This window comes from Acetivibrio cellulolyticus CD2 (assembly GCF_000179595.2).
Lineage (GTDB): Bacteria > Bacillota > Clostridia > Acetivibrionales > Acetivibrionaceae > Acetivibrio > Acetivibrio cellulolyticus.
The window spans coordinates 1,806,886-1,827,810 of record NZ_JH556653.1 but is presented as its reverse complement, the minus strand read 5'-3'; the positions used below and the strand labels follow the sequence as shown (position 1 = coordinate 1,827,810).

23 protein-coding genes are annotated in these 20,925 nt (G+C 36.7%); 22 read left to right on the top strand and 1 reads right to left on the bottom strand.

The window, feature by feature from the left end; all coding sequences use genetic code 11:
* Nucleotides 1–74: 74 nt before the first annotated feature.
* The 9 genes from ACECE_RS0210115 to rsmI all read left to right on the top strand — a co-directional run bounded on the left by ACECE_RS0210115 (nt 75) and on the right by rsmI (nt 6,935).
* Nucleotides 75–257 carry a hypothetical protein gene (locus tag ACECE_RS0210115; protein WP_010681092.1) on the top strand — a complete coding sequence of 61 codons (183 nt, stop codon included), beginning with the start codon at nt 75–77 and terminating at the stop codon, nt 255–257.
* A gap of 9 nt (nt 258–266) precedes the next feature.
* The gene (locus ACECE_RS0210110; RefSeq protein WP_010681091.1) at nt 267–1,721 is read left to right on the top strand and encodes an aminotransferase class I/II-fold pyridoxal phosphate-dependent enzyme; all 1,455 of its coding nucleotides are present in this window, start codon (nt 267–269) and stop codon (nt 1,719–1,721) included.
* Between the two features lie 100 nt (nt 1,722–1,821).
* The gene (gene tmk / locus ACECE_RS0210105; RefSeq protein WP_010681090.1) at nt 1,822–2,442 is read left to right on the top strand and encodes a dTMP kinase; all 621 of its coding nucleotides are present in this window, start codon (nt 1,822–1,824) and stop codon (nt 2,440–2,442) included.
* Nucleotides 2,443–2,478: 36 nt separating this feature from the next.
* Nucleotides 2,479–2,931: a YaaR family protein gene (locus tag ACECE_RS0210100; RefSeq protein WP_010681089.1), complete on the top strand. Its 453-nt coding sequence runs from the start codon at nt 2,479–2,481 to the stop codon at nt 2,929–2,931.
* Between the two features lie 12 nt (nt 2,932–2,943).
* Nucleotides 2,944–3,945, top strand: a complete 1,002-nt coding sequence (locus ACECE_RS0210095) for a DNA polymerase III subunit delta' C-terminal domain-containing protein (protein WP_040428056.1) — start codon at nt 2,944–2,946, stop codon at nt 3,943–3,945.
* A complete protein-coding gene (locus ACECE_RS0210090; protein ID WP_010681087.1) occupies nt 3,945–4,820 on the top strand; it encodes a PSP1 domain-containing protein in 876 nt (291 codons plus the stop codon). The genes ACECE_RS0210095 and ACECE_RS0210090 overlap by 1 nt, the downstream gene beginning before the upstream one ends.
* A 234-nt stretch (nt 4,821–5,054) precedes the next feature.
* Nucleotides 5,055–5,225, top strand: a complete 171-nt coding sequence (locus ACECE_RS0210085) for a 4Fe-4S binding protein (RefSeq protein ID WP_010681086.1) — start codon at nt 5,055–5,057, stop codon at nt 5,223–5,225.
* Nucleotides 5,226–5,359: 134 nt separating this feature from the next.
* Complete coding sequence (locus tag ACECE_RS0210080; RefSeq protein ID WP_040428318.1) at nt 5,360–6,100, top strand: tRNA1(Val) (adenine(37)-N6)-methyltransferase; 741 nt, start codon at nt 5,360–5,362, stop codon at nt 6,098–6,100.
* A complete protein-coding gene (gene rsmI / locus ACECE_RS0210075) occupies nt 6,093–6,935 on the top strand; it encodes a 16S rRNA (cytidine(1402)-2'-O)-methyltransferase (protein ID WP_010681084.1) in 843 nt (280 codons plus the stop codon). The genes ACECE_RS0210080 and rsmI overlap by 8 nt, the downstream gene beginning before the upstream one ends.
* Nucleotides 6,936–7,073: 138 nt before the next feature.
* On the opposite strand, the gene ACECE_RS0210070 is transcribed toward rsmI, so the two are convergent.
* On the bottom strand, nt 7,074–7,313 hold the full coding sequence (locus ACECE_RS0210070) for an AbrB/MazE/SpoVT family DNA-binding domain-containing protein (RefSeq protein WP_010681083.1): 240 nt from the start codon (nt 7,311–7,313) through the stop codon (nt 7,074–7,076).
* Between the two features lie 526 nt (nt 7,314–7,839).
* On the opposite strand from ACECE_RS0210070, the gene ACECE_RS0210065 reads away from it, so the two are divergent.
* The 13 genes from ACECE_RS0210065 (at nt 7,840) to ACECE_RS31475 (ending at nt 20,924) form a co-directional block, all read left to right on the top strand.
* On the top strand, nt 7,840–8,430 hold the full coding sequence (locus ACECE_RS0210065; RefSeq protein WP_010681082.1) for a nucleoside recognition domain-containing protein: 591 nt from the start codon (nt 7,840–7,842) through the stop codon (nt 8,428–8,430).
* 3 nt (nt 8,431–8,433) lie between these two features.
* Nucleotides 8,434–8,967, top strand: a complete 534-nt coding sequence (locus ACECE_RS0210060) for a spore maturation protein (protein ID WP_010681081.1) — start codon at nt 8,434–8,436, stop codon at nt 8,965–8,967.
* Between the two features lie 332 nt (nt 8,968–9,299).
* Nucleotides 9,300–11,231, top strand: coding sequence for a methionine--tRNA ligase (gene metG, locus ACECE_RS0210055; RefSeq protein WP_010681080.1), 1,932 nt, complete (start codon nt 9,300–9,302; stop codon nt 11,229–11,231).
* Nucleotides 11,232–11,248: 17 nt separating this feature from the next.
* The gene (locus tag ACECE_RS0210050) at nt 11,249–12,028 is read left to right on the top strand and encodes a TatD family hydrolase (protein ID WP_010681079.1); all 780 of its coding nucleotides are present in this window, start codon (nt 11,249–11,251) and stop codon (nt 12,026–12,028) included.
* A gap of 147 nt (nt 12,029–12,175) precedes the next feature.
* Nucleotides 12,176–12,769, top strand: a complete 594-nt coding sequence (locus ACECE_RS31480; protein WP_010681078.1) for a hypothetical protein — start codon at nt 12,176–12,178, stop codon at nt 12,767–12,769.
* Between the two features lie 202 nt (nt 12,770–12,971).
* Nucleotides 12,972–14,030: a 3D domain-containing protein gene (locus ACECE_RS0210040; RefSeq protein WP_010681077.1), complete on the top strand. Its 1,059-nt coding sequence runs from the start codon at nt 12,972–12,974 to the stop codon at nt 14,028–14,030.
* Between the two features lie 221 nt (nt 14,031–14,251).
* The gene (rsmA, locus tag ACECE_RS0210035; RefSeq protein ID WP_010681076.1) at nt 14,252–15,091 is read left to right on the top strand and encodes a 16S rRNA (adenine(1518)-N(6)/adenine(1519)-N(6))-dimethyltransferase RsmA; all 840 of its coding nucleotides are present in this window, start codon (nt 14,252–14,254) and stop codon (nt 15,089–15,091) included.
* A 239-nt stretch (nt 15,092–15,330) separates the two neighbouring features.
* A complete protein-coding gene (locus ACECE_RS0210030; protein ID WP_010681075.1) occupies nt 15,331–16,665 on the top strand; it encodes a DUF7922 domain-containing protein in 1,335 nt (444 codons plus the stop codon).
* 34 nt (nt 16,666–16,699) lie between these two features.
* Nucleotides 16,700–17,104: a bacteriohemerythrin gene (locus tag ACECE_RS0210025; protein ID WP_010681074.1), complete on the top strand. Its 405-nt coding sequence runs from the start codon at nt 16,700–16,702 to the stop codon at nt 17,102–17,104.
* Between the two features lie 59 nt (nt 17,105–17,163).
* Nucleotides 17,164–17,526, top strand: a complete 363-nt coding sequence (locus ACECE_RS0210020) for a putative signal transducing protein (protein WP_010681073.1) — start codon at nt 17,164–17,166, stop codon at nt 17,524–17,526.
* A 183-nt stretch (nt 17,527–17,709) separates the two neighbouring features.
* On the top strand, nt 17,710–18,288 hold the full coding sequence (locus ACECE_RS0210015) for a DUF1836 domain-containing protein (RefSeq protein WP_010681072.1): 579 nt from the start codon (nt 17,710–17,712) through the stop codon (nt 18,286–18,288).
* 107 nt (nt 18,289–18,395) lie between these two features.
* Nucleotides 18,396–19,100, top strand: a complete 705-nt coding sequence (locus ACECE_RS0210010; protein ID WP_010681071.1) for a Bax inhibitor-1/YccA family protein — start codon at nt 18,396–18,398, stop codon at nt 19,098–19,100.
* A gap of 150 nt (nt 19,101–19,250) precedes the next feature.
* Nucleotides 19,251–20,924 carry a glycoside hydrolase gene (locus tag ACECE_RS31475; protein ID WP_010681070.1) on the top strand — a complete coding sequence of 558 codons (1,674 nt, stop codon included), beginning with the start codon at nt 19,251–19,253 and terminating at the stop codon, nt 20,922–20,924.
* Nucleotide 20,925: the final 1 nt, after the last annotated feature.

Here is a 20,925-nt window from a genome sequence, read left to right as displayed (position 1 = left end):
TTCAATAAAAACAATGCAAATTATTTTAACTAGTGATATAATTGTAGTAAAGTAATTTTGTAAGAGGTAGTACAATGCAAGAAAAGGTAAGAAAAAAGGTTTACAGAGTCTGGCATACAGAGAAGAAAAACTGTTCAAAGTTTGACACAAAGGAAATTGAAGAAGTAAGTGCAGCTAACATCAAAGAGGCAAAACAAATAGTTCAGGATAAGTTTCCTGCACATAGAATTACTTCAGTATGGTTGATAGAAAAATAAAGAATTCCTTTGTTATTATTAGGGGGAAGAACCATTAATAATCTTAATACTCCAATATTTAACGCATTAAGGAAGTATGTAAATTCAAGTCCTATTCCATTTCATATGCCTGGGCATAAGCTCGGGAAAGGCATACCTGACAGGTTTTTAAATGACTTACATCTACTTGACATGACTGAAATTCCTGGGCTTGATAATCTTCATTTTCCGGATGGAGTTATAAAAGAAGCGCAAGAATTGGCTGCAAAGGCTTTTGGAGCCGATTATACTTCTTTTTTGGTGAATGGATCAACTTGCGGCGTGCATGGTGCTATTTTGGGCTTGTGCAAACCGGGGGACAAGCTGATAGTTTCAAGGGATTGTCATAAGTCGGTTATTGGCGGAATGATGCTTGCGGGAGTTACGCCTATTTATATACAACCCGAATATGACAGCTTTTTTGGGGTGTCTTCATTTATGTTGCCTTCAACAGTGGAACAGGCGATAAAAAATAATCCTGAAGCTGTTGGAGTTTTTGTCACGCGCCCAAATTACTATGGAATATGTTCCGATATTGGTGCAATTTCTGATTTAGTTCATTCCTATAATAAAATTCTTATAGTTGACGAGGCTCATGGAGCTCATTTGAAGTTCTCGCCAAAACTTCCGTGCTGTGCGCTGGATGCCCAGGCGGATGTGTGTATTCAAAGTGCCCATAAAACGCTGCCGGCATTGACTCAGGGAGCATACATCCATGTAAAGGGAAACAGGGTTGATGTTGAGAAGGTTAAATTTGTGCTGCGCTTAATTCAGACCTCCAGTCCGTCTTATATAATCATATCCTTTTTAGATATTGCAAGGGCAATAATGGAGCAGCGCGGGAGTGAATTGATAGATGGTTTGCTGGAAGGAATCCAATGTTTTGAGTCTAAAATTTACGAAAATACGGGATATGAAATACTATCTAGACAGCTTTTGAAATCAGGGGAGACCGATAAAACTAGGGTTGTGATTAATGTCAAAAATACCGGGCAGACTGGTTTCCAGATAGATAATATCCTTAGGAGCCGATATAATATTCAGGTTGAAATGGCAGATATTTTCAATATAGTTTGCATTTCTACCGTAGCTGATGGAATTGAAGAGTTTGAACGTCTGTACTTTGCGTTAAATGAAATAGATAAGCAATTTAAGAATTACTCACGATTACCCGATATTAATATTAGGGAAACCAGGTTACCGTCACAAGCAGTAACGCTCGATAAGGTCATGCAATATAGCTATGAAACAATGAAACTGGCTGAGTCGGAAGGTAAGGTGAGTAGAGGAATAATAACGCCTTATCCCCCAGGAGTTCCCGTAATATGTCCTGGTGAGGTTATTACACAGGATACAATTCAATATATAATGAGTGTTATTGAGGCAGGAGGAAATGTAAACGGGGTATCAGGTGGCTTGGAAGTAGAAGTATTGAAGTGTGTCTGAGCTCGCCTCTGTTTATTGCAGCGGGCATTACTACCTTGTTTGCAGCTATCATCGCGATATGGTATAATGGCATGTAATATAGGCACATCGGAGGGTTTTAATGAAAAGAGGACTATTTATTACAACTGAGGGTACTGACGGATCGGGTAAAACTACTCAAATTAAGTTGATAGAAAGCTATCTAAAAGGTAAAGGCTTTGAAGTAGTAGTTACAAGAGAACCCGGAGGGACAAGTATAGGAGAGAAAATCCGGTCAATAATACTTGATACCGAAAATTCGGATATGGCGTATATAACGGAAATGATGCTGTATGCATCAGCACGTGCTCAGTTGGTTAATGAGCTTATAAAACCATCGCTTTCAGAGGGAAAAGTTGTAATTTGCGATAGGTTTATAGACTCAAGTTATGTATATCAGGGGTTTGGCCGAAATATAGATATTGAATTGATCGAAAGAGTAAACAGGATCGCATTAGATGGCATTATGCCTGATGTAACTCTATTTTTTGACATTGATCCGGAGGTTGCCCTGGAGAGGAGAATTCAATCTACGGGTGCCGACAGAATAGAGCGGGAAGCAATGGATTTTCATAGAAAAGTATATAATGGTTATAAAAAATTGGCATCAATGTACCCTGATAGAATAAAGGCTATTGAAAGCAACAGAAATATTGAAGAGATATTCTCGGATGTTAAAGCGTATTTGGACAAATTTTCTTAAGGCTTGCCAAAACTCGAATAAAACGGAGTGGTGCTTATGAAGATAAGTGAAGGTTTGAACAGTTCAACCAATATAGCTGAGGTGTCGGGCAGTGAACAGAAGAAAGTTTCAGATACCAATGGCAGCGCTTTTGGAAGCCAACTCAAACGGGTTGAAGAGCACAACGTTGAAGAGCGGATTAAACAGCTGATAAACCAGATTTCGGACCAGGGAGAAAAGCTTGGGAAAAAGGTAGATGTAAGGGAACTTAAGATATATAAAAAGCTTATATCCGAATTTCTTGATGAGACCTTGAATAATTCACATAAGTTCTCCAAGGAAAGCTTCATTGACCGGAGAGGAAGACATAGGGTATATGCGACTGTAAAAAAAATTAACTCTGAACTTGAAGAACTTACAAAAGATGTTTTAAGCAAAGAAAAGGATAACATTAAAATTTTACAGAGGATAGAGGACATACGAGGGTTGGTTCTGGATATTTCTCTGTAAGATTTCGAAAATATGGGGTGCAACGTGAATTTCAGCGATATTATCGGACAAAATGAAGTTGTAAGCAGCTTGAAAGCAGTCTTAAGGGATGATTCCGCGAGACATGCCTATATTTTTTCGGGACCTGAGGGTATCGGTAAAAGGATGGTGGCAAGAATTTTTGCATCCACCCTTCTTTGTAGTGGGCGCAATTCTGTAGAACGATGTGAAAATTGCCAGCCATGCCACCTTTTTAGTAGTGGTAACAATCCTGACTTCTATGTTGTTGAGGCTGAAGGGGCAAGCATTAGTGTTGATGATATCAGAAGGATGCAGCAGGATATATGCATCAGGCCGATGTATTCAGGTAAAAAGGTATATCTGATTGCTGAGGCAGACAAGATGACAGTTCAGGCACAGAATTGTATTCTTAAGACATTGGAAGAACCTCCGGGATATGCAGTAATAATTTTGACTACCTCAAATAGTAACAGTTTGCTGGAGACTATAAGATCACGCAGTATTATATACAACTTCAGGAAGAATACTGATGAAGAAGTAAAATCCTGTATTCTTAAAAAAGAATTAAAAGAGTTGGAGGGAATTGATTTTATTGTTTCCTACGCTGACGGTGTGCCGGGGAAAGCTCTTACCCTTATAGAGTCTGAGGATTTTCGCTTAAATAGGGATAAAGCCATTGAAGTGATACTGAAATTAAAAAACTCAGAACTTATATGTATTTTTGATATTTATGATTTTTTTGAGGAAAATAAAGATAATGTAGATTCAATATTGGATATAATGTTATTGTTTTATAGGGATTTATTAATTGCCAAAAAGTCTGGAAATGAAAATATATTGATTAATTCAGATAAAAAGGATATTATATTAAAGAATGTGGATGGATTTAAGATAGGTAAACTAATTGGAAATATAGCTGCGATCGAAGAAGCACGTAGAAATATAAAACAGAATGCCAATTATCAACTTGTTATAGAAGTTATGCTGATGAAACTTCAGGAGGAAAAGATATAATGGTAAAGGTGGTTGGGGTAAGGTTTAAAAGAGCCGGTAAGATTTATTATTTTGATCCGGGTGATTTGGAAATAAAGTTAAACGAAAATGCTATTGTAGAAACTGCAAGAGGTATAGAGTTTGGACTTGTTGTAGTTCCAAATACGGAGGTACCTGAGGACCAAATAGTTGCACCGCTTAAGAAAGTGATAAGAGTAGCGGATGAGGAAGACAAAAAGCACTATGAAGAGAATGCAAGAAGAGAAAAAGAAGCTTTTGATATATGTCTGCAAAAAATAAATGATCACAAGCTTGAAATGAAGTTAATAGATGTTGAATACACATTTGATAATAATAAGGTTTTGTTTTACTTTACAGCAGATGGAAGAGTTGATTTCAGGGAACTTGTAAAGGACCTTGCATCGGTTTTCAGGACAAGAATTGAGCTCCGTCAAATAGGTGTTAGGGATGAGTCCAAGATGATGGGCGGCCTTGGCGTATGCGGAAGAGTTCTGTGCTGCAACGCATTTTTGGGAGACTTCCAGCCGGTTTCTATTAAGATGGCTAAGGAACAAGGGTTATCATTAAATCCTACAAAAATATCAGGTGCATGCGGCAGACTTATGTGCTGTTTGAAATACGAGCAGGATGCCTATGAAGAAATAATAACAAGAGTTCCAAAAGAAGGAGCCATTGTTGAAACTCCTGATGGTCAAGGTGTTGTAATGGGAATAAGTCTTCTTAAGGAATTAGTAAAAGTAAAACTTGATAAAGGTAATGAGACTGATTTGAAGGTATATAATGCAAGTCAGGTGAAGATAATTAAAGATGCAGTTAGTCACGATGAAATAGAACCGGGAATAAGTATTGAAGAATTAAAGCAGCTTGAAGATTAGAAATTTTTCAAGTTTAAAGTTTGGTTAGTTATTACGCCAAAAACCTTGACTTCAAAAGAATGTATTTAAGCTTTTTTCGATGGGAAACTATAATTTTCTGGAATAAATGGGTTAGTTATGAAAATTGTAGGCCAATTTCGAAAAAAGTAGTTTCATTTATTGAAGATTGGTGATAAAATAAAAAGGCAGTTTTGGCGATTTTTAAGATAATAATTATTAGGAGGTGTACCTAAGATGGCATATTTTATAACTGAAGCATGTATCAGTTGTGGCGCGTGTGAACCAGAGTGCCCTGTTTCCTGTATTTCAGCAGGTGATAGCAGTTATGTAATTGATGAAAGTGCTTGCATAGAATGCGGAGCTTGTGCAAATGTTTGTCCTGTAGATGCTCCTAAGCAAAAATAATATTAGTAAATGGGGAGTCTAGTGGGGTTTGGCCTTAAACTGGCTCCTTTTTTGCTGCGCATATCAATGCACTTAGCATTATTGATTTTTTAATATCGTTTTGGGTGGCTGATTTTGTTTTGAATATTAAATTAATGGAAAATGAAAATATAGATGACCTGCAATATAAGGGTTTGAAGATTATACAGAAAGATAAAGCCTTTCGTTTTGGGCTTGATGCAGTGCTGCTTGCAAATTTCGCTGATGTAAAAAAAGGAAATTCCGTTATTGATTTAGGTACCGGTACTGGAATTATTTCCATACTTCTAGCTGGGAAGACCGAGGCAAAATCTATAGTTGGTCTTGAGATTCAGGAAGACATTGCAGAAATGGCAGATAGAAGTGTAAAGATGAATTGCCTTGAAGATCGTGTCAAGATAGTATGCGGTGATATAAAAGAAAGTGTTGGACGCTTTGGAGCATCAAGTTTTGATGTTGTTGTATCAAATCCTCCGTACATGAATCAGGGTGGAGGCCTTATAAATATTAGAGATACCAAGGCTATAGCCAGACATGAAATATTGTGTTCTTTGGAGGATGTTGTAAAGTCTGCTTCAAAGCTTTTAGTATCAGGCGGACAGTTCGCAATGGTTCATAGGCCTGACAGACTTGCAGATATAATCTGGTTTATGAGGAAATATACAATTGAGCCGAAGTACATAAGATTTGTACATCCAACTCCTTACAAAAAGCCAAACCTCATTTTGATTAAAGGCTCGAGGCAGGGACGTCCTCAATTGAAAATGATGGATCCGCTCTATGTCTATGATGGAAACGGAAATTACTCAAAAGAAATTAATGAAATATATTGTAGAGAGGTAACCGAAATTGAATAACAAAGGAATGCTGTACCTTGTTGCAACCCCTATAGGAAATCTTGAAGATATAACATTTAGGGCCATAAGAACTCTTAGGGAAGTTGACTTTATTGCAGCAGAGGATACGAGGCAAACTATCAAGCTTTTAAATCATTTTGAAATTAAAAAAAGTCTTGTAAGCTATTATGAGCATAACAAGAAGGAAAAAGGAAATTACCTTATAAACCAGCTCCTGGAAGGAAAAAATATTGCACTGGTATCAGATGCAGGTACTCCTGGAATATCAGATCCCGGTGAAGACCTTGTAAAGCTTTGTATTGAAAACGATATCAAAGTTACAATGATACCTGGACCAGTTGCCGCAGTTACAGGTTTGGTGATTTCGGGACTTCCTGCAGGTCGGTTTGCGTTCGAAGGTTTTTTGCCAATGAACAAAAGAGCGAGGAAAGAGAGACTTGCTTCACTTAAAAATGAGGTAAGAACTATAGTCTTTTATGAAGCTCCTCATAAGCTGATACATACATTAAAGGATTTGTATGATGCGTTTGGTAACAGGAAGATAGTTTTTGCCCGTGAACTTACCAAAAGGTTTGAGGAAATTATAAGGTGCGACCTGGAAAGTGCAATAGAAAAATACGACAATGAATCTCCGAAAGGAGAATTTGTTCTGATGGTCGAAGGTATTAGTGAAGAGGTTGTGTTTGAAAGCCGGAAAAAAGACTGGAATACTATGAGTCTTGAAGAACATATGAAATTATACATAAGCGAAGGACTTGATAAGAAGGATGCCATGAAGAAAGTTGCGGAGGATAGAGGAATAAGCAAACGAGAAGTATATAATGGACTATTGTAAAATACTATTTAGGAATGATCAAAATATAACTTTAGCTATTTCGGAGCTTTTAAAAAATTAAATCATGTTTTTTTCGACAAAAATGAACAAAATAAAAGGAGTTTGTTCGTAAACAAACCCCGTTTATTTAAGAAATTATTATTTCTTTAATTCTCTCATGCAGTCAGGGCAGATGTTTTTGCCTTTGTAAACAGCAACATCCTTTGCATTGCCACAGAAAATACAAGCTGGTTCATACTTCTTAAGAATTATAGTAGCGCCGTCTACATAAATCTCAAGAGCGTCCTTTTCAGCAATGTCTAAAGTCCTTCTTAACTCGATAGGCAGTACAACCCTTCCTAATTCATCAACTTTTCTTACAATACCAGTAGATTTCATCATTGAATCCTCCTTCAAATATTACAGTATTCGACAAACTTTGCATTTTTATAGTACCATAAATGCCAATAATAGTCAACACGTAATTTAAAAAATTTCAAAAAAATGCAGTAATAATTTGTGGTTAAATTGTAATTTAATACTACATGTTTTAACATAAAACTGATACAATAGGCTTACGAGAAGGAAGATAGCAATCTGTAATTAATTCGATATAGACACTGTAAATTACATAGTATTACATTAACTACCGTTTCAATCCCAAGAATTAACTGGCAAAGCTAAATATCTATGGGTAATCAAACTGATTCCAAAAAAGGATTTTGAATTTAGGTTAACTTAAAATAGCAACAAAATGTTGCTGGGACGAAAAACCATAATGGTAAAGTATCTAACAAAATAGTTTATATTTGTGATAATATGAAAAAACTATATTTGATTTAACGGTCAGTATTATAGAATATAAATATTCGGAGCCTCATATAAATTATTTAGGGTATGTACTAAACAATATGGGGTTTTTGTTTTGCTTAATTATATTTGGTTTGGAATGCTGGTTTTTGGTATTATTGTTGGAATTATAAATGGAAGAGTTGATGCAGTTACACAGGCTGTAGTAGATTCTTCAAAAAATGCCATAGACCTTAGTATAGGTTTGCTGGGGATAATGTGCCTTTGGACAGGGTTAATGGGAGTGGCTGAAAAGAGCGGAATGATTAGAATACTTTCAAGAACTGTACGGCCTGTTCTAAAATTCTTATTTCCTGGTATCCCCAAAGACCATCCTGCATCAGGCGCTGTAGTTATGAATCTTGTTGCAAATTTTTTAGGGCTTGGTAATGCGGCTACTCCTTTAGGGTTAAAAGCTATGGGTGACTTACAAAAGCTTAATAAAAATAAAGAAACTGCAACAAATGAAATGAGCATGTTTCTTGTCTTGAATACGGCGTGTATACAATTTATTCCGGCCACGGTTATAGCAGTTCGTTCAGCAGCAGGTTCAAACAATCCGGCCGAAATAATAGGTACTATATGGGTTGCTACTATTTGTGCATCTATTGCAGGCATAATCACAGTAAAGGTTTTCTCTTTCTTCCGAAGAGAGAAAGTGAGGTAGTATATGGACATAATAACTAACCCTTCATCATATGCAATTCCGACAATTTTTCTTGTTATATTGGCAGCAGGCATGTATAAGGAAATTAAAGTTTACGATGTCTTTGTGGAAGGAGCAAAGGAAGGAATTAGTACTGTACTAAGAATTATCCCTCCACTTGTTGGCCTTATGGTGGCAATAGGAGTGTTTCGTGCATCAGGGGCACTGGACTTGATCGTGTTTGCTGTAAAGCCTGTTACCAACCTTCTGAGAATACCTTCGGAAACCGTTCCCCTCGTATTTTTAAGGCCCATATCAGGGAGTGCATCTTTGGCATTAGTTTCCGATCTCCTGAAAACTTATGGACCTGACTCGTTTATAGGAAGGCTTGCTTCAACACTTATGGGATCCACGGAGACTATTTTTTACACTCTGGCTGTGTATTTTGGCTCTGTAGGCATAAAAAATATAAGATTTACTCTTGTTGCTGCTCTGGTAGCTGATCTTGTTAGTGTTATCACAGCTGTTTGGATTTGTACTGTTGTGTTTGGAGGGTAGATACACGGGTCTATTTCGGTCAAATAAGGCTACATTGTGAAATTATAGCCGAAGTTATATTTTTAGCACTTCTAGTTTCAAATCTTCTATAATATTAATAATGCACTTCCTCTGTTTTAAGTCTTTTAACAGAATTTATCGTAAATTTCTTGAAAAATGGACAGTATATATGTATATTAGTATTAATGGAAACAATGGAGCAGTTTATCTTGCTAAGGAATAGCTGAAGTTGCATTTTCAGTATTCCTAATTATGATTTGGCCTTAAATTTAAACGGTTTACATAAGCTTAAGCCGTAAATAGTGTGAATATTATAAGGGAGGATATAGATGATGGGAAATAAAACTTATTACATTACAACGCCTATTTATTACCCAAGCGATAAATTACATATCGGACATTCATATACAACTGTTGCTGCTGATGCAGTGGCGAGGTACAAAAGGTTAAAGGGCTATGATGTAATGTTCCTTACAGGGACTGATGAGCATGGGCAGAAGATCCAACGAAAAGCAGAGGCTAAGGGAGTTACTCCAAAGCAATATGTGGATGAAATAGTTGATGGAATTAAAGATCTGTGGAAACTTATGAAGATAACCAACGACAGATTTATAAGGACTACGGATAAAAACCATGAGGAAGCTGTTCAGAAAATATTCAAAAAGCTTTATGACCAGGGCGATATTTACAAGAGCGAATACGAAGGATGGTATTGTACTCCTTGTGAATCGTTCTGGACAAAGACCCAGTTGGTTGATGGCAAGTGCCCGGACTGTGGAAGAGAAGTGGAGCTTACCAAAGAAGAAAGCTATTTCTTTCGGTTGTCGAAGTATCAGGACAGGTTAATAAAATTTATAGAGGAAAATCCTGAATTTATTCAGCCGGTTTCAAGGCAGAATGAGATGCTCAATAACTTTTTAAGACCCGGCCTTGAAGACTTATGTGTGTCGAGGACAACATTCAACTGGGGAGTGCCTGTTACATTTGATGAAAAACATGTTGTTTATGTGTGGATAGATGCGCTTTCAAATTATATCACTGCTTTGGGATTTATGTCTGAAGATGAGCAGGCGTATAAGAAATATTGGCCTGCTGATGTGCATCTGGTAGGTAAGGAAATTGTCAGGTTCCATACAATTATCTGGCCTGCAATGTTAATGGCTCTGGGTGAACCTCTTCCAAAGCAGATTTACGGTCATGGCTGGCTCCTTTTGGAAGGCGGCAAGATGTCAAAATCTAAGGGAAATGTTGTAGATCCTGTAGTTTTAGTTGAAAAATACGGACTTGATGCTATAAGATACTTCCTTTTAAGAGAAGTTCCTTTTGGATCGGATGGAGTATTCTCTAACGAGGCACTAATAAACAGAATTAATTCGGATCTTGCCAACGATTTGGGAAATTTGGTAAGCAGAACTGTTGCAATGATAGATAAGTATTTCGATGGTGTAATGCCAGATGAAAGACTAGAAGGCGACTTTGATCAGGATCTGAAAAAGGTTGTTATGGAGACTCCTCCTAAGGTTGAGCAGCTGTTGGATAAATTACAGTTCAGTTCGGCTCTGACTGAAATCTGGAAGGTTATATCCAGAACCAATAAATATATTGATGAGACAATGCCATGGGCGTTGGCTAAAGATGAGGCAAACAAGCCAAGACTTGCAGGTGTAATGTACAATCTTGCAGAGAGCTTAAGGATTGTATCTATTCTATTACAGCCGTTTATGCCTGAAACACCTGAAAAGATATGGAATCAATTGGGGCTTACCGATAAGAAGACTATCGATTGGGACAGTACACAAAATTGGGGAGTGTACCCGGCAGGAACGAAGGTAAATAAAGGTGATGTTATTTTCCCAAGAATAGATATCAAAAAGGAAATGGAAGAGCTTGAAAAGCTTACAGTTCAACAACCCGAAAAGAAAGATCAAAAGGATGCAGTAAAGCAAAAGGAAGAAAAGGCAAGTCCGGATGGATTTATTTCTATTGAGGATTTTGCAAAGATTGACTTAAGAGTGGCGAAGGTATTAGAAGCTGAGAAGGTCGAAGGTGCCGACAAGCTGCTTAAACTGAAGTTGGAGATGGGAGAAGAGATAAGACAGGTAGTGTCCGGAATTGCAAAGCACTACTCACCTGATGAATTGATAGGTAAATTTGTTATTCTTGTTGCAAACTTAAAGCCTGTCAAGTTAAAAGGTATAGAATCCCAGGGGATGATACTTGCAGCTTTAGATAAGGCAATTGAAAGTGGGGCAAAAGTCAGATAGTAAGGAAGAGAAAAATTATGCTTTTTGATACACATGCACATTATGATGATGAAAAATTTATAGAGGATAGGTTCGATGTTATAGAGAAGGCTCATAGCAGTGGGGTGTCATATATTATCAATGCCTCTACCGATATAAAATCGTGTAAGGAGAGTCTTGCATTTGCCCAAAAGTATGAATATGTTTATGCGGCAGTGGGCATACATCCGCATGAGCTTGATGGTGTTGATGACAGCACTTTGGCTAAGCTTTTGGAGTTTGCGAAAGAAGACAAGGTTGTTGCTATCGGAGAAATCGGACTTGACTATTATTATGACACAGCTCCCCGTGAAATACAGCAGCATTGGTTTTCACAGCAAATTGATCTTGCCAGAGAATTACGGCTACCAATAATAGTTCATGACAGGGATGCACATCAGGATTCTGTAGATATAATCAAGGCGCAAAAGGCAAGTGAGGTTGGAGGAGTTTTTCACTGTTACTCAGGAAGTGTAGAAATGGCAAAAGAATTGATTAACTGCAATTTTTACATATCCGTGGGCGGTTCACTGACGTTTAAAAATGCAAAGAAATTGGTTGAAGTGGTCAGGTGCATCCCTATGGAAAGGCTCTTGATTGAAACGGATTGTCCATATCTTACTCCTGAACCTCATAGGGGCAAAAGAAATGATTCGAGTTACGTAAGGTTTGTTGCAGAAAAAGTAGCTGAAATAAGGCAAATGGACTTTGAAGAAGTAGCAGAGGCTACACTTAGGAACGCCAAAGAGCTATTTAAAATAAAAGCTCCGGGGTATTGAGCGAAGCCGCTTTTGAACATTTCATTTCACTCCAGGATGCGAAATAAAGTAGTACAGCGTTTTACATAAATGATTATCACAAAATTATTTCCGGGTCATATACTGATAATGAACGTTATAGAAATCAGTACCGGAGGTAATTTTTTTATGGAAAAAAATAAAATTAAAAAAGAAATGGAAATGGCTGCACCTCAAAAAGTTGAAAACGTGGAGACAGGGCCAGTTAAACAAGTGCCGAATGTACAACAGGTACAGCCAGCACAGCAAGTACAGGCGACAAAGCAGGTACAGCCAATGCAGCAGATGCCGCAAATGATGCCCGAAATGAATCAAATGATGCAAATGCCACAAATGAATCAGATGCCACAGATGAACCAGATGCCACAGATGATGCAAATGCCGGAAATGAACCAGCAGATGCCGCAAATGATGCCAATGAACCAGATGCCACAGATGATGCAGATGCCGGAAATGAATCAGATGCCGCAAATGATGCCGGAAATGAACGCTGCACCTTATATGCCACAGGTTCAACCAATGCAATACATGCCACAAATGATGCAGGTGCCAGTAGTGTGCTGCCCGTACTTAATGAATATGCAATGCCCATTGATGCAGTGTACTGAATGTCCTGCAATGGCACAAGGAATGGCAAATACGTATAATATGTATGCTCCAATGAATAACACAAATATGGTGAGTCCATATAATATGAGTCCTAACAAGGGAAGTCAATATTAAGAAGACAGGCAGGTAAAGAGATTTACCTGCCTGAGTTTTTAAGTTGGGAAATGAATAAATAGTATTATATGTGTATAATATATTAACTATAGAGTTAAAAGATGGGCATTTAAGTTATAGTTTCCCAGTGAATTTGACAAAGAAACCAATTTAACTTAAAATATCCATAAGTCCCTTTAATATTTTGGACAGGAGGAGTCGGATGATATTACCACTTGCGAAAAATATTCAAAGGTATTTTTCAACAAAGAGAATAGCAGTTGCACTGTTGGCAATTGCAGCGACAGTATTATTGGGGGTATTTACTTTTTCAGCTTTTAGTACAAACGTAATAATCGATAACAATGGAACTCAAATTACTGTTAAAACAATGAGAAATACCGTGAAAGATGTGCTTACGCAAAGCGGCATAGAAGTCAGCGATTTTGATTATGTTAGTTTACCACTTGACATGAGATTGATCAGAAATAAAACAACTAGAATACATATAAAATCTGCAGTACCGATAAATGTTTTCGCTGATGGGAAAGAAACTACTGTAATGACAAGTAAGAATACTGTTAAGGAAGCTTTGCAAGCCAGTACTGTCGGATTAGGCGTTCAGGATAGGATAGAAGGCGTAAATCCTAATGACAAGGTTTATAAGAATATGAAAGTAAAAGTTGTCAGGGTAAGGCAGGAAAAGGTAAGTCAAAATGAAATCATACCTTATGGAGTTCAGAAGAAAGCTAACAGTTCGATGGACCGGGGTGTGGAAGAAGTAATAAGTAAGGGTAAGAATGGCGTATGTGAAAAGACATATATGGTAGTCTATGAAGACAACAAGGAAATTAAGAGACAACTTTTAACCAATACTATTGTTTCAGAGCCTGAAAAGGAAGTCGTTGAGTATGGGACTATAGCAACTTATACGGCATCAAGAGGAGATACAATCAGGTACAAAAAGATACTTGAAATGTCTGCGACAGCTTATACTGCATCTTATAGGGATACAAAGAAGCATCCGGGTGATGCTGGATTTGGAATTACTTATACAGGTTTAAGGGTAAAAAGAGGAATTGTAGCAGTTGATCCAAAGGTTATACCTTTAGGAACAAGGCTGTATATTGAAGGAATAGGAAATACTCCTGATTATGGATATGCAGTTGCCGCAGATATCGGAAGTGCAATAAAGGGAAACAAAATTGACCTGTACATGGACGGACAGAAAGTAGTTGATAATTGGGGACGCAAAAAGGTAAAGGTGTATATCCTTTACTAGAAGACTGATATCTCTAATTAACTTCTAAAGTTAGAGCAGGCATAGAATATTTAAAGTGTTTTTGGACATTAGAATTTTGTAATGGTAAAAAGCACTGGTAAATGAAGTATAGTTTGGTTATAATATTTGAAAGGGACTTATATTGAGCCGGGATTATTTGTCCCGGCTATTTTTATTTAGCTTCCTTAAGTGATTTTTATTTTGAATTTGGAGTTGTGACAATGGGATTAAATACAAAAGAGTTAATTAAAAAATATGGAATTAAATTGACAAAATCTCTAGGCCAAAACTTCCTTACTGATGATAAGGTAGTTACTCGTATTGTGGATACTGCTGAGATTACTTATGATGACCTTGTTATGGAAATAGGACCCGGAATAGGAAGTATGACCGGGGAGCTTGCGTCTAGAGCAGGAAAGGTTGTAGCTGTAGAAATAGATAAATACCTTATTCCGGCGCTAAAGGAGAATCTGAAAGAGTTTTCAAACCTTGAGATAATTAATGAAGATATTATGAAGGTCAATGTAAAAGATATAACCGTTAATGGGCAGAATATGAGAGTAAAAGTAGCGGCAAATTTGCCTTATTATATAACTACACCTATTATAATGAAGCTATTGGAAGAAGAAAACGACATTGAACTAATGGTCTTTATGGTGCAGAAAGAGGTTGCACAAAGAATGGTTGCAAAACCGGGTGGCAAAGATTATGGAGCCTTGTCTGTAGCAGTTCAGTATTATGCGCAACCTGAAAAGGTTTTTGATGTACCTCCCCACTGCTTTGTTCCGCAGCCGGAAGTTGATTCAACTATTGTAAAACTAAAAAAGAACAAAATGCCGCCAGTAGATTTAAAGGATAAAGATATGTTTTTCAAGGTTGTAAAGGCATCTTTTGGACAAAGAAGAAAAACGTTATTGAATGCACTAACCAATTTTGGGGGATTTAACAAGTCAAAAGAGGAAATACGGGAAATATTAATTAAGTTGAATATTAATGAAAATGCTAGAGGAGAGACTCTTTCAATAGAGCAGTTTGCAAGTTTGTCTAACCAATTTTGTTAAAGAAAATATTTATTGTAAAAACATGGGGAGTTTAGCTCCAGGGATTCCGGAACACTTACTATGTAAATTTCTTAGGTAGAATAAACCGCTTATATGCTTTTAAAAAGCATAAACGGTTTATTTTTTTGTGCATATCAACATATATATAGATAGATGAGTGCTAAAGGGCGTAAAAATATTTATTTTTAAAATTAATAAAATGAGTAGATCAAACATTGTGTAGAACTGGGGGGAAAGAAATGGATAACAAGTTTAGGTATCAAAAGAGTTTTTTAATATTTGATGAGGAAGATAGCGGTTTTGGTACAGAGCAAAGACCTTCGGGTCACGTAAAAGTTGAGATAAGGGATGGCAGAGGGAAACTTTTCTGCCAGGTGAGTAATCTTACCGAGGATAAGGGAAAAGTTGAGTATAAACTTTTCGTTATAATGTCTGATGATTCACTTGCAGTCCCTGTGCTTGCAGGAAATATTGAGTTGAAAAGAAACAAAGGTGAATTGGAGTGGGGCTTTGATCCTTATGATGTTGATAAAACAGGAATAGCATTCGATAGATTTAATGTAGTTGCTATACTGGCTGATTATGAAGATAGTCAGAATAATTCTGTAGTTTGTCCTCTCGCAGCATATAAGGGCAGTAAAGTTGAATGGAGGCGGAAATTAAATAAGGTTTTAAAAGAAGAAAAATCTGCAAAAGAAATCCTAAATCAAAACCCGAAGGATGACGATATAATTAATAAGGATAAATGTGTGAAAGCAGAAAATGAAAGTAATAAAAAGGAAGTAGACAATAAAATTAGTAAGCATGATGAATTGTGTCAAAATGTAGCTGAAAATGGTGAGATCAACAAGGAAAACGAGTTTGTAACTGCACAAGAACCTGTTGTCACAGTTGATAACGGGATTGTATCCAAAAAAGATAACGATATTAAGATTGAAAAACCTGCTGAGTCTGCAGAAAAGAATAAAAAGAGTAATGCCATAGAGCCAAAAGTGGACAAATTGATTCAAAATCAAGAAAACGCTAAAAGCTATTCTTCTTTTGACGGAAGTAAACTTTTTGGCATGTATTCAGGGGATGGTAAAGATAATAACAGCTTTAATACAAATTGCATGAACTGTATGTTTTTTAACAACAAGAGTACCCAAAAGCCTGATATAAAGGAGTTTGGTTATGAGGAATTATCCAAGCAATTTGATTTGACTTTTGAAAGATATTCTCCTTTTTCAGTTAAGAGAACAGATTACAATTGGTGGAAGGTTGCTAGCCCAGTTCATTTAAATAATATATTGTATACGTTTGGAATAAAAATTCCTGTTCTGTTTAATCCTTTGGTACTGATGGCTCACTATAAATACAAGCATTTAATAGTGGGGATATATCAAGATGAGAAAAGAGAAAGGGATTATGTTGTTTGTGGGATTCCCGGAGTGTATTGGGTGGACGAAAAACCTTTCGGAAATGCCTGTAGGTGGGCTCAGGTAGAAGGCAATACCCCAGTATATGGAGCATTTGGATATTGGATTGTTTATATAAACCCAAAGACTGGCAAAATTCTTGCAATAGAGGAATAGCTACTAATATAAACGAAAGACGAGGAGATAGTTTATGGCTATTGAATGGAGAAAAAGCTATGAAATAGGAGTGGAAAAGATAGACTCGCAGCATAAAGAATTGTTCATAAAAATTAATAACCTTCTTGAAGCATGCAGCACGCACAAAGGGAAGGAAGAGGTGTTGAGTACCATTGATTTTCTGGGAGATTATGTGATAACGCACTTTTCTGATGAGGAAAAGCTCCAGAAAGATAATGAGTATCCAGATTACAAAGACCATAAGTCAGCCCATGAACGATTTGTAAAGGATTATGAAAAACTCAAGGAAAAACTAGATGAAGAAGGTATAAGCTTAAATTTTGTTATGACAGTAAACAAGGTCGTGGTTGATTGGCTTGTTAAACATATAGCGAGCGCTGATAGAGCGTTTGGAACTTTCTTAAAGTCTAAAGTGTAGAGGATTTTGACATAAGACGTAGGAAGCAAATTGCTTCTTAAATTAAAGGAGGTTTCCCTATGAATGTTTGTAAGAACTGCGGAACTGAGTTTCATGATGCCTTTGAAAGGTGCCCCGACTGCAATGCAGGCATATGTGATTTACCTGAAGAAAAGTTGGTACATCTGACAAACGTTTCAAATGAGTTGGAATGTTCATTTGTATTGGGCTTATTGAAGCAGGCTGGTATTATGGCGGTTAAGAAAGCAGTGGGAATGGACGAGACTGTTGGATTTACTCTTGAGGGAATAGAAATACTGGTAGTCGAAGAAGATTTTGAAGTAGCCTACCAATTGCTTAATTCAGGGGTTGATGAAAAGGCTCTGGAAGATGAGGAGTTAGAAAGTGAAATTGAATTGACTGAACGTGAAACTGAAACATAAGTAGGACATTAATGAAGGGGTTGACTCATTCCTTGGTCAACTCCTTTTTAGTACAATTTTTTAGAATAAAACTATAGATAGCGACTTGACATGGGGAATATAAAAATATAGTATAGAGTTATCATAGAGTGTTACACTTAGTTATATAGATAGAAAGTATATGGGATATAGAGGTGAATAATTATGAATGCAAATCTGGACAAGAATGAGCTGATGAGGATTGTTAGTAAGGTTACCAGTAATGCTGATGAAGTTAAAATTGCTACATTAAGCGATGAACTTACAATTTCTCAGGTAGTTAAGTTTTTTGAGAAACAGGGAAAATCCTTTACAAAGACAATGATTCAAAACTATGTAAGGGTCGGAGTGCTGCCGCCACCAATAGGGAAGAGGTATTACACCAGAAATCACTTAATTCTTTTGACACTTATAGACAATTTAAAGAGTGTTTATTCTCTGGAAGAAATAAAAATGATATTAAGTCCTGTGCGCAATGATCCCGACATTTTTGAAGACGACGTGATAAAAACAATGGATATATACAAGGGTTATGTTGAAATGAGAAAAGAGGTTTTAGCACGTTGGGAGGACTCCGTTCCAAAACTTTTTGACAGGGTGGAAAAGCTTGTTAATGAGGAAGGCGTGAGGGAAGAGGATAAAAGTGCTGCCACCCAGTTTATGATAATTTTGACTGTTATGGCAGAATCCATAGCCATGAAGGATCTGGTCAATGAAGTGATTAAAGAGTATTACAACAAATAGACAGTACTTGGCACAGCAGGTATTGGATTAAATATAGGTGAAATATATTACCAAATAAATAAGTGTGATATAATTGTATAAAATAAGTAAAAAGGGGAGTGACAAATTTGCAAAATTATAATGACTATAATTATGACAATGCCATAGACAGAAAGAGTGCTCTTGCATCACAAATGGCAAGAGTATTTGGCTGGATGTTTATCGGGTTGATGGTTACTGGGTTAACTGCATTATTTACAGCTACGAGTCCAGCAATGCTAAGAATTATATATACAGGTAGATTTACTATTTTTGGTCTTATGATTCTTGAACTGGTTTTTGTATGGTTCATATCAAGTAGAGCTATGAAGATGGAATATGGAGTAGCAGCTGCCGCATTTATATTGTATTCGATACTTAATGGGTTAACGTTGTCTTCTATATTCTTTGCGTATACATTTAAATCAATAGCTTTGGCATTTTTTATGTCAGCAGGCTTTTTCGGATTTATGAGTGTATACGGTATGATAACAAAAACCGATTTAACTTCTTTAGGTTCTTTGTTTATCATGGGGTTGGTCGGGCTAATTATAGTTTCGATAGTTAATATTTTCCTTCATAATCCTACTTTATATTGGATAATATCTTTTGTTGGTGTAGCTATTTTTCTAGGACTTACAGCATATGATAGTCAGAAAATCAAGGACATCAGTATACGTTTTACCGGTACTGAGAAGGAAAGAAATGTAGCTATAGTTGGAGCACTTATCCTGTATCTCGATTTTATCAATTTGTTCCTATATATATTAAGGATATTGGGTAAAAGAAAGTAATAAATCTTATCATAAAATTTAAATGAACTGATTTTAAAACTAAAATCCGGCATATCTAAAAAGGTTACCGGATTTTTCCTAACTTATGAATTTGTAAACTATGATTGAGATTTATAAACTAGAATTGTAAAGCTTGTGGGGGGTATTTGTATGAATTATTTTAGGAAATTTTCATTTGGTGTTGCAGTTCTTTTACTGTCAGTAACAGTTTTTCAAAATCCAATAAAAACTTATGCTGCAACAACTGTTACTATTGATCCTAATACGACTTACCAAACTGTGGAAGGCTGGGGAGCAAGCATATGCTGGTGGGGAAACCAGATTGGCAGTTGGTCTGCTTCGAATAGAAACAATTTGATTGAGAAGATTGTTAGCCCGACTGATGGACTTGGTTATAATATATTCAGATACAATATTGGTGGTGGTGACGATCCCAGCCATAATCACATGAGAGATTATGGTGAAATAGAAGGATATCAAAATGCATCCGGTACGTGGAATTGGAATGCAGATGCTACCCAAAGAGCTGTGTTGAGTAGGTTGGTAGAAAGAGGAAAGTATTATGAATCTGATATGATCCTTGAAGCTTTTTCAAACTCTCCACCATATTGGATGACAAAAAGCGGATGTGCTTCCGGAAGTACTGATGGTAAAGATAACCTGAAAGATGACTATTATGATGATTTTGCTGAGTATCTTACTGGGGTTGTAAAACATTTCAAGGACGAATGGGGTATCACATTCAGAACATTAGAACCCATGAATGAACCTTATGTTAACTGGTGGAAGGCTAGTGGTTCACAGGAAGGTTGTTCCTTTTCCTATAGTAATCAGCAAAAACTTATAAAAGAAGTGGGTGCAAAATTAGTATCCAAGGGACTGACCGGAACAAAAGTGAGTGCTGCTGATGAAAACAGTATTGACACGGCGTATTTAGGACTCTCAACTTATGATGCAACTACACTTTCGTACATGTCTCAGGCAAATACACATTCTTATAGTGGAAGTAAAAGAACTCAATACAGAGACCTAGCAAAATCAAAGGGATTAAGGATCTGGCAGTCGGAATCAGGACCGTTAAGTTTTTCAGGAAACATGGATGATTCTTGTATCATGATGTCAAAGCGTATTGTTTCAGACTTGAAAGATATGCAGTGTGTTGCATGGCTTGACTGGCAGATAATAGATGGGGGAAATTGGGGAAGTATATATGTAGACAATTCTGCTCAGACGTTTACACTTACTGAAAAATTCTATATGCATTCAAATTATAGCAGATTTATCAGACCCGGTTATAAAATCATAGGTGCTGATAATGCAAATACAGTTGCTGCAATAAGTCCTGATAAAAAGAAGCTTGTTATAGTAGCTACAAATGACAGTACATCCTCAAGTAGCAGTTTTACATTTAACCTGTCCAAAATTGCAAATGTAAATAGTTCAGTTGAGGTGTACAGAACATCTTCGAGTCTGAGCTTGGCAAAAAGCAACATTACAGCATCAAACAATAGTATTTCAGATACATTGCCAGCCTATTCGATAAATACATACGTTATAACTCTTGGTGACAGTGCTACTCCTACCCCTTCACCTACAGGGCTTAGTAATTATGTATATGGGGATTTGAATGGCGATACACTTGTCAATTCAATTGATTTTGCTTGGTTGAGAAACTACTTGCTGGGCTATACCAGTGTATTTTCATATGAAAACGGTAAAAAGGCAGCTGATGTAAACAATAACGGCACTGTTGATTCAATTGACTTTGCTATTTTAAGAAGCTATTTATTGGGTATTATAAAATCTCTTCCTTTAGCAAATTAAA

Bases quoted from the DNA above. Each gene is read 5' to 3' on its own strand.
- ACECE_RS0210020 (WP_010681073.1), top strand. From the start codon at position 17,164: ATGAATGTTTGTAAGAACTGCGGAACTGAGTTTCATGATGCCTTTGAA.
- metG (WP_010681080.1), top strand. From the start codon at position 9,300: ATGGGAAATAAAACTTATTACATTACAACGCCTATTTATTACCCAAGC.
- ACECE_RS0210090 (WP_010681087.1), top strand. From the start codon at position 3,945: ATGGTAAAGGTGGTTGGGGTAAGGTTTAAAAGAGCCGGTAAGATTTAT.
- ACECE_RS0210015 (WP_010681072.1), top strand. From the start codon at position 17,710: ATGAATGCAAATCTGGACAAGAATGAGCTGATGAGGATTGTTAGTAAG.
- ACECE_RS0210040 (WP_010681077.1), top strand. From the start codon at position 12,972: ATGATATTACCACTTGCGAAAAATATTCAAAGGTATTTTTCAACAAAG.
- ACECE_RS31480 (WP_010681078.1), top strand. From the start codon at position 12,176: ATGGAAAAAAATAAAATTAAAAAAGAAATGGAAATGGCTGCACCTCAA.
- ACECE_RS0210115 (WP_010681092.1), top strand. From the start codon at position 75: ATGCAAGAAAAGGTAAGAAAAAAGGTTTACAGAGTCTGGCATACAGAG.
- rsmA (WP_010681076.1), top strand. From the start codon at position 14,252: ATGGGATTAAATACAAAAGAGTTAATTAAAAAATATGGAATTAAATTG.
- ACECE_RS0210095 (WP_040428056.1), top strand. From the start codon at position 2,944: ATGGGGTGCAACGTGAATTTCAGCGATATTATCGGACAAAATGAAGTT.
- ACECE_RS0210050 (WP_010681079.1), top strand. From the start codon at position 11,249: ATGCTTTTTGATACACATGCACATTATGATGATGAAAAATTTATAGAG.
- ACECE_RS0210030 (WP_010681075.1), top strand. From the start codon at position 15,331: ATGGATAACAAGTTTAGGTATCAAAAGAGTTTTTTAATATTTGATGAG.
- tmk (WP_010681090.1), top strand. From the start codon at position 1,822: ATGAAAAGAGGACTATTTATTACAACTGAGGGTACTGACGGATCGGGT.
- ACECE_RS0210085 (WP_010681086.1), top strand. From the start codon at position 5,055: ATGGCATATTTTATAACTGAAGCATGTATCAGTTGTGGCGCGTGTGAA.
- ACECE_RS0210100 (WP_010681089.1), top strand. From the start codon at position 2,479: ATGAAGATAAGTGAAGGTTTGAACAGTTCAACCAATATAGCTGAGGTG.
- ACECE_RS0210070 (WP_010681083.1), bottom strand. From the start codon at position 7,313: ATGAAATCTACTGGTATTGTAAGAAAAGTTGATGAATTAGGAAGGGTT.
- ACECE_RS0210025 (WP_010681074.1), top strand. From the start codon at position 16,700: ATGGCTATTGAATGGAGAAAAAGCTATGAAATAGGAGTGGAAAAGATA.
- ACECE_RS0210080 (WP_040428318.1), top strand. From the start codon at position 5,360: ATGGAAAATGAAAATATAGATGACCTGCAATATAAGGGTTTGAAGATT.
- ACECE_RS31475 (WP_010681070.1), top strand. From the start codon at position 19,251: ATGAATTATTTTAGGAAATTTTCATTTGGTGTTGCAGTTCTTTTACTG.
- ACECE_RS0210060 (WP_010681081.1), top strand. From the start codon at position 8,434: ATGGACATAATAACTAACCCTTCATCATATGCAATTCCGACAATTTTT.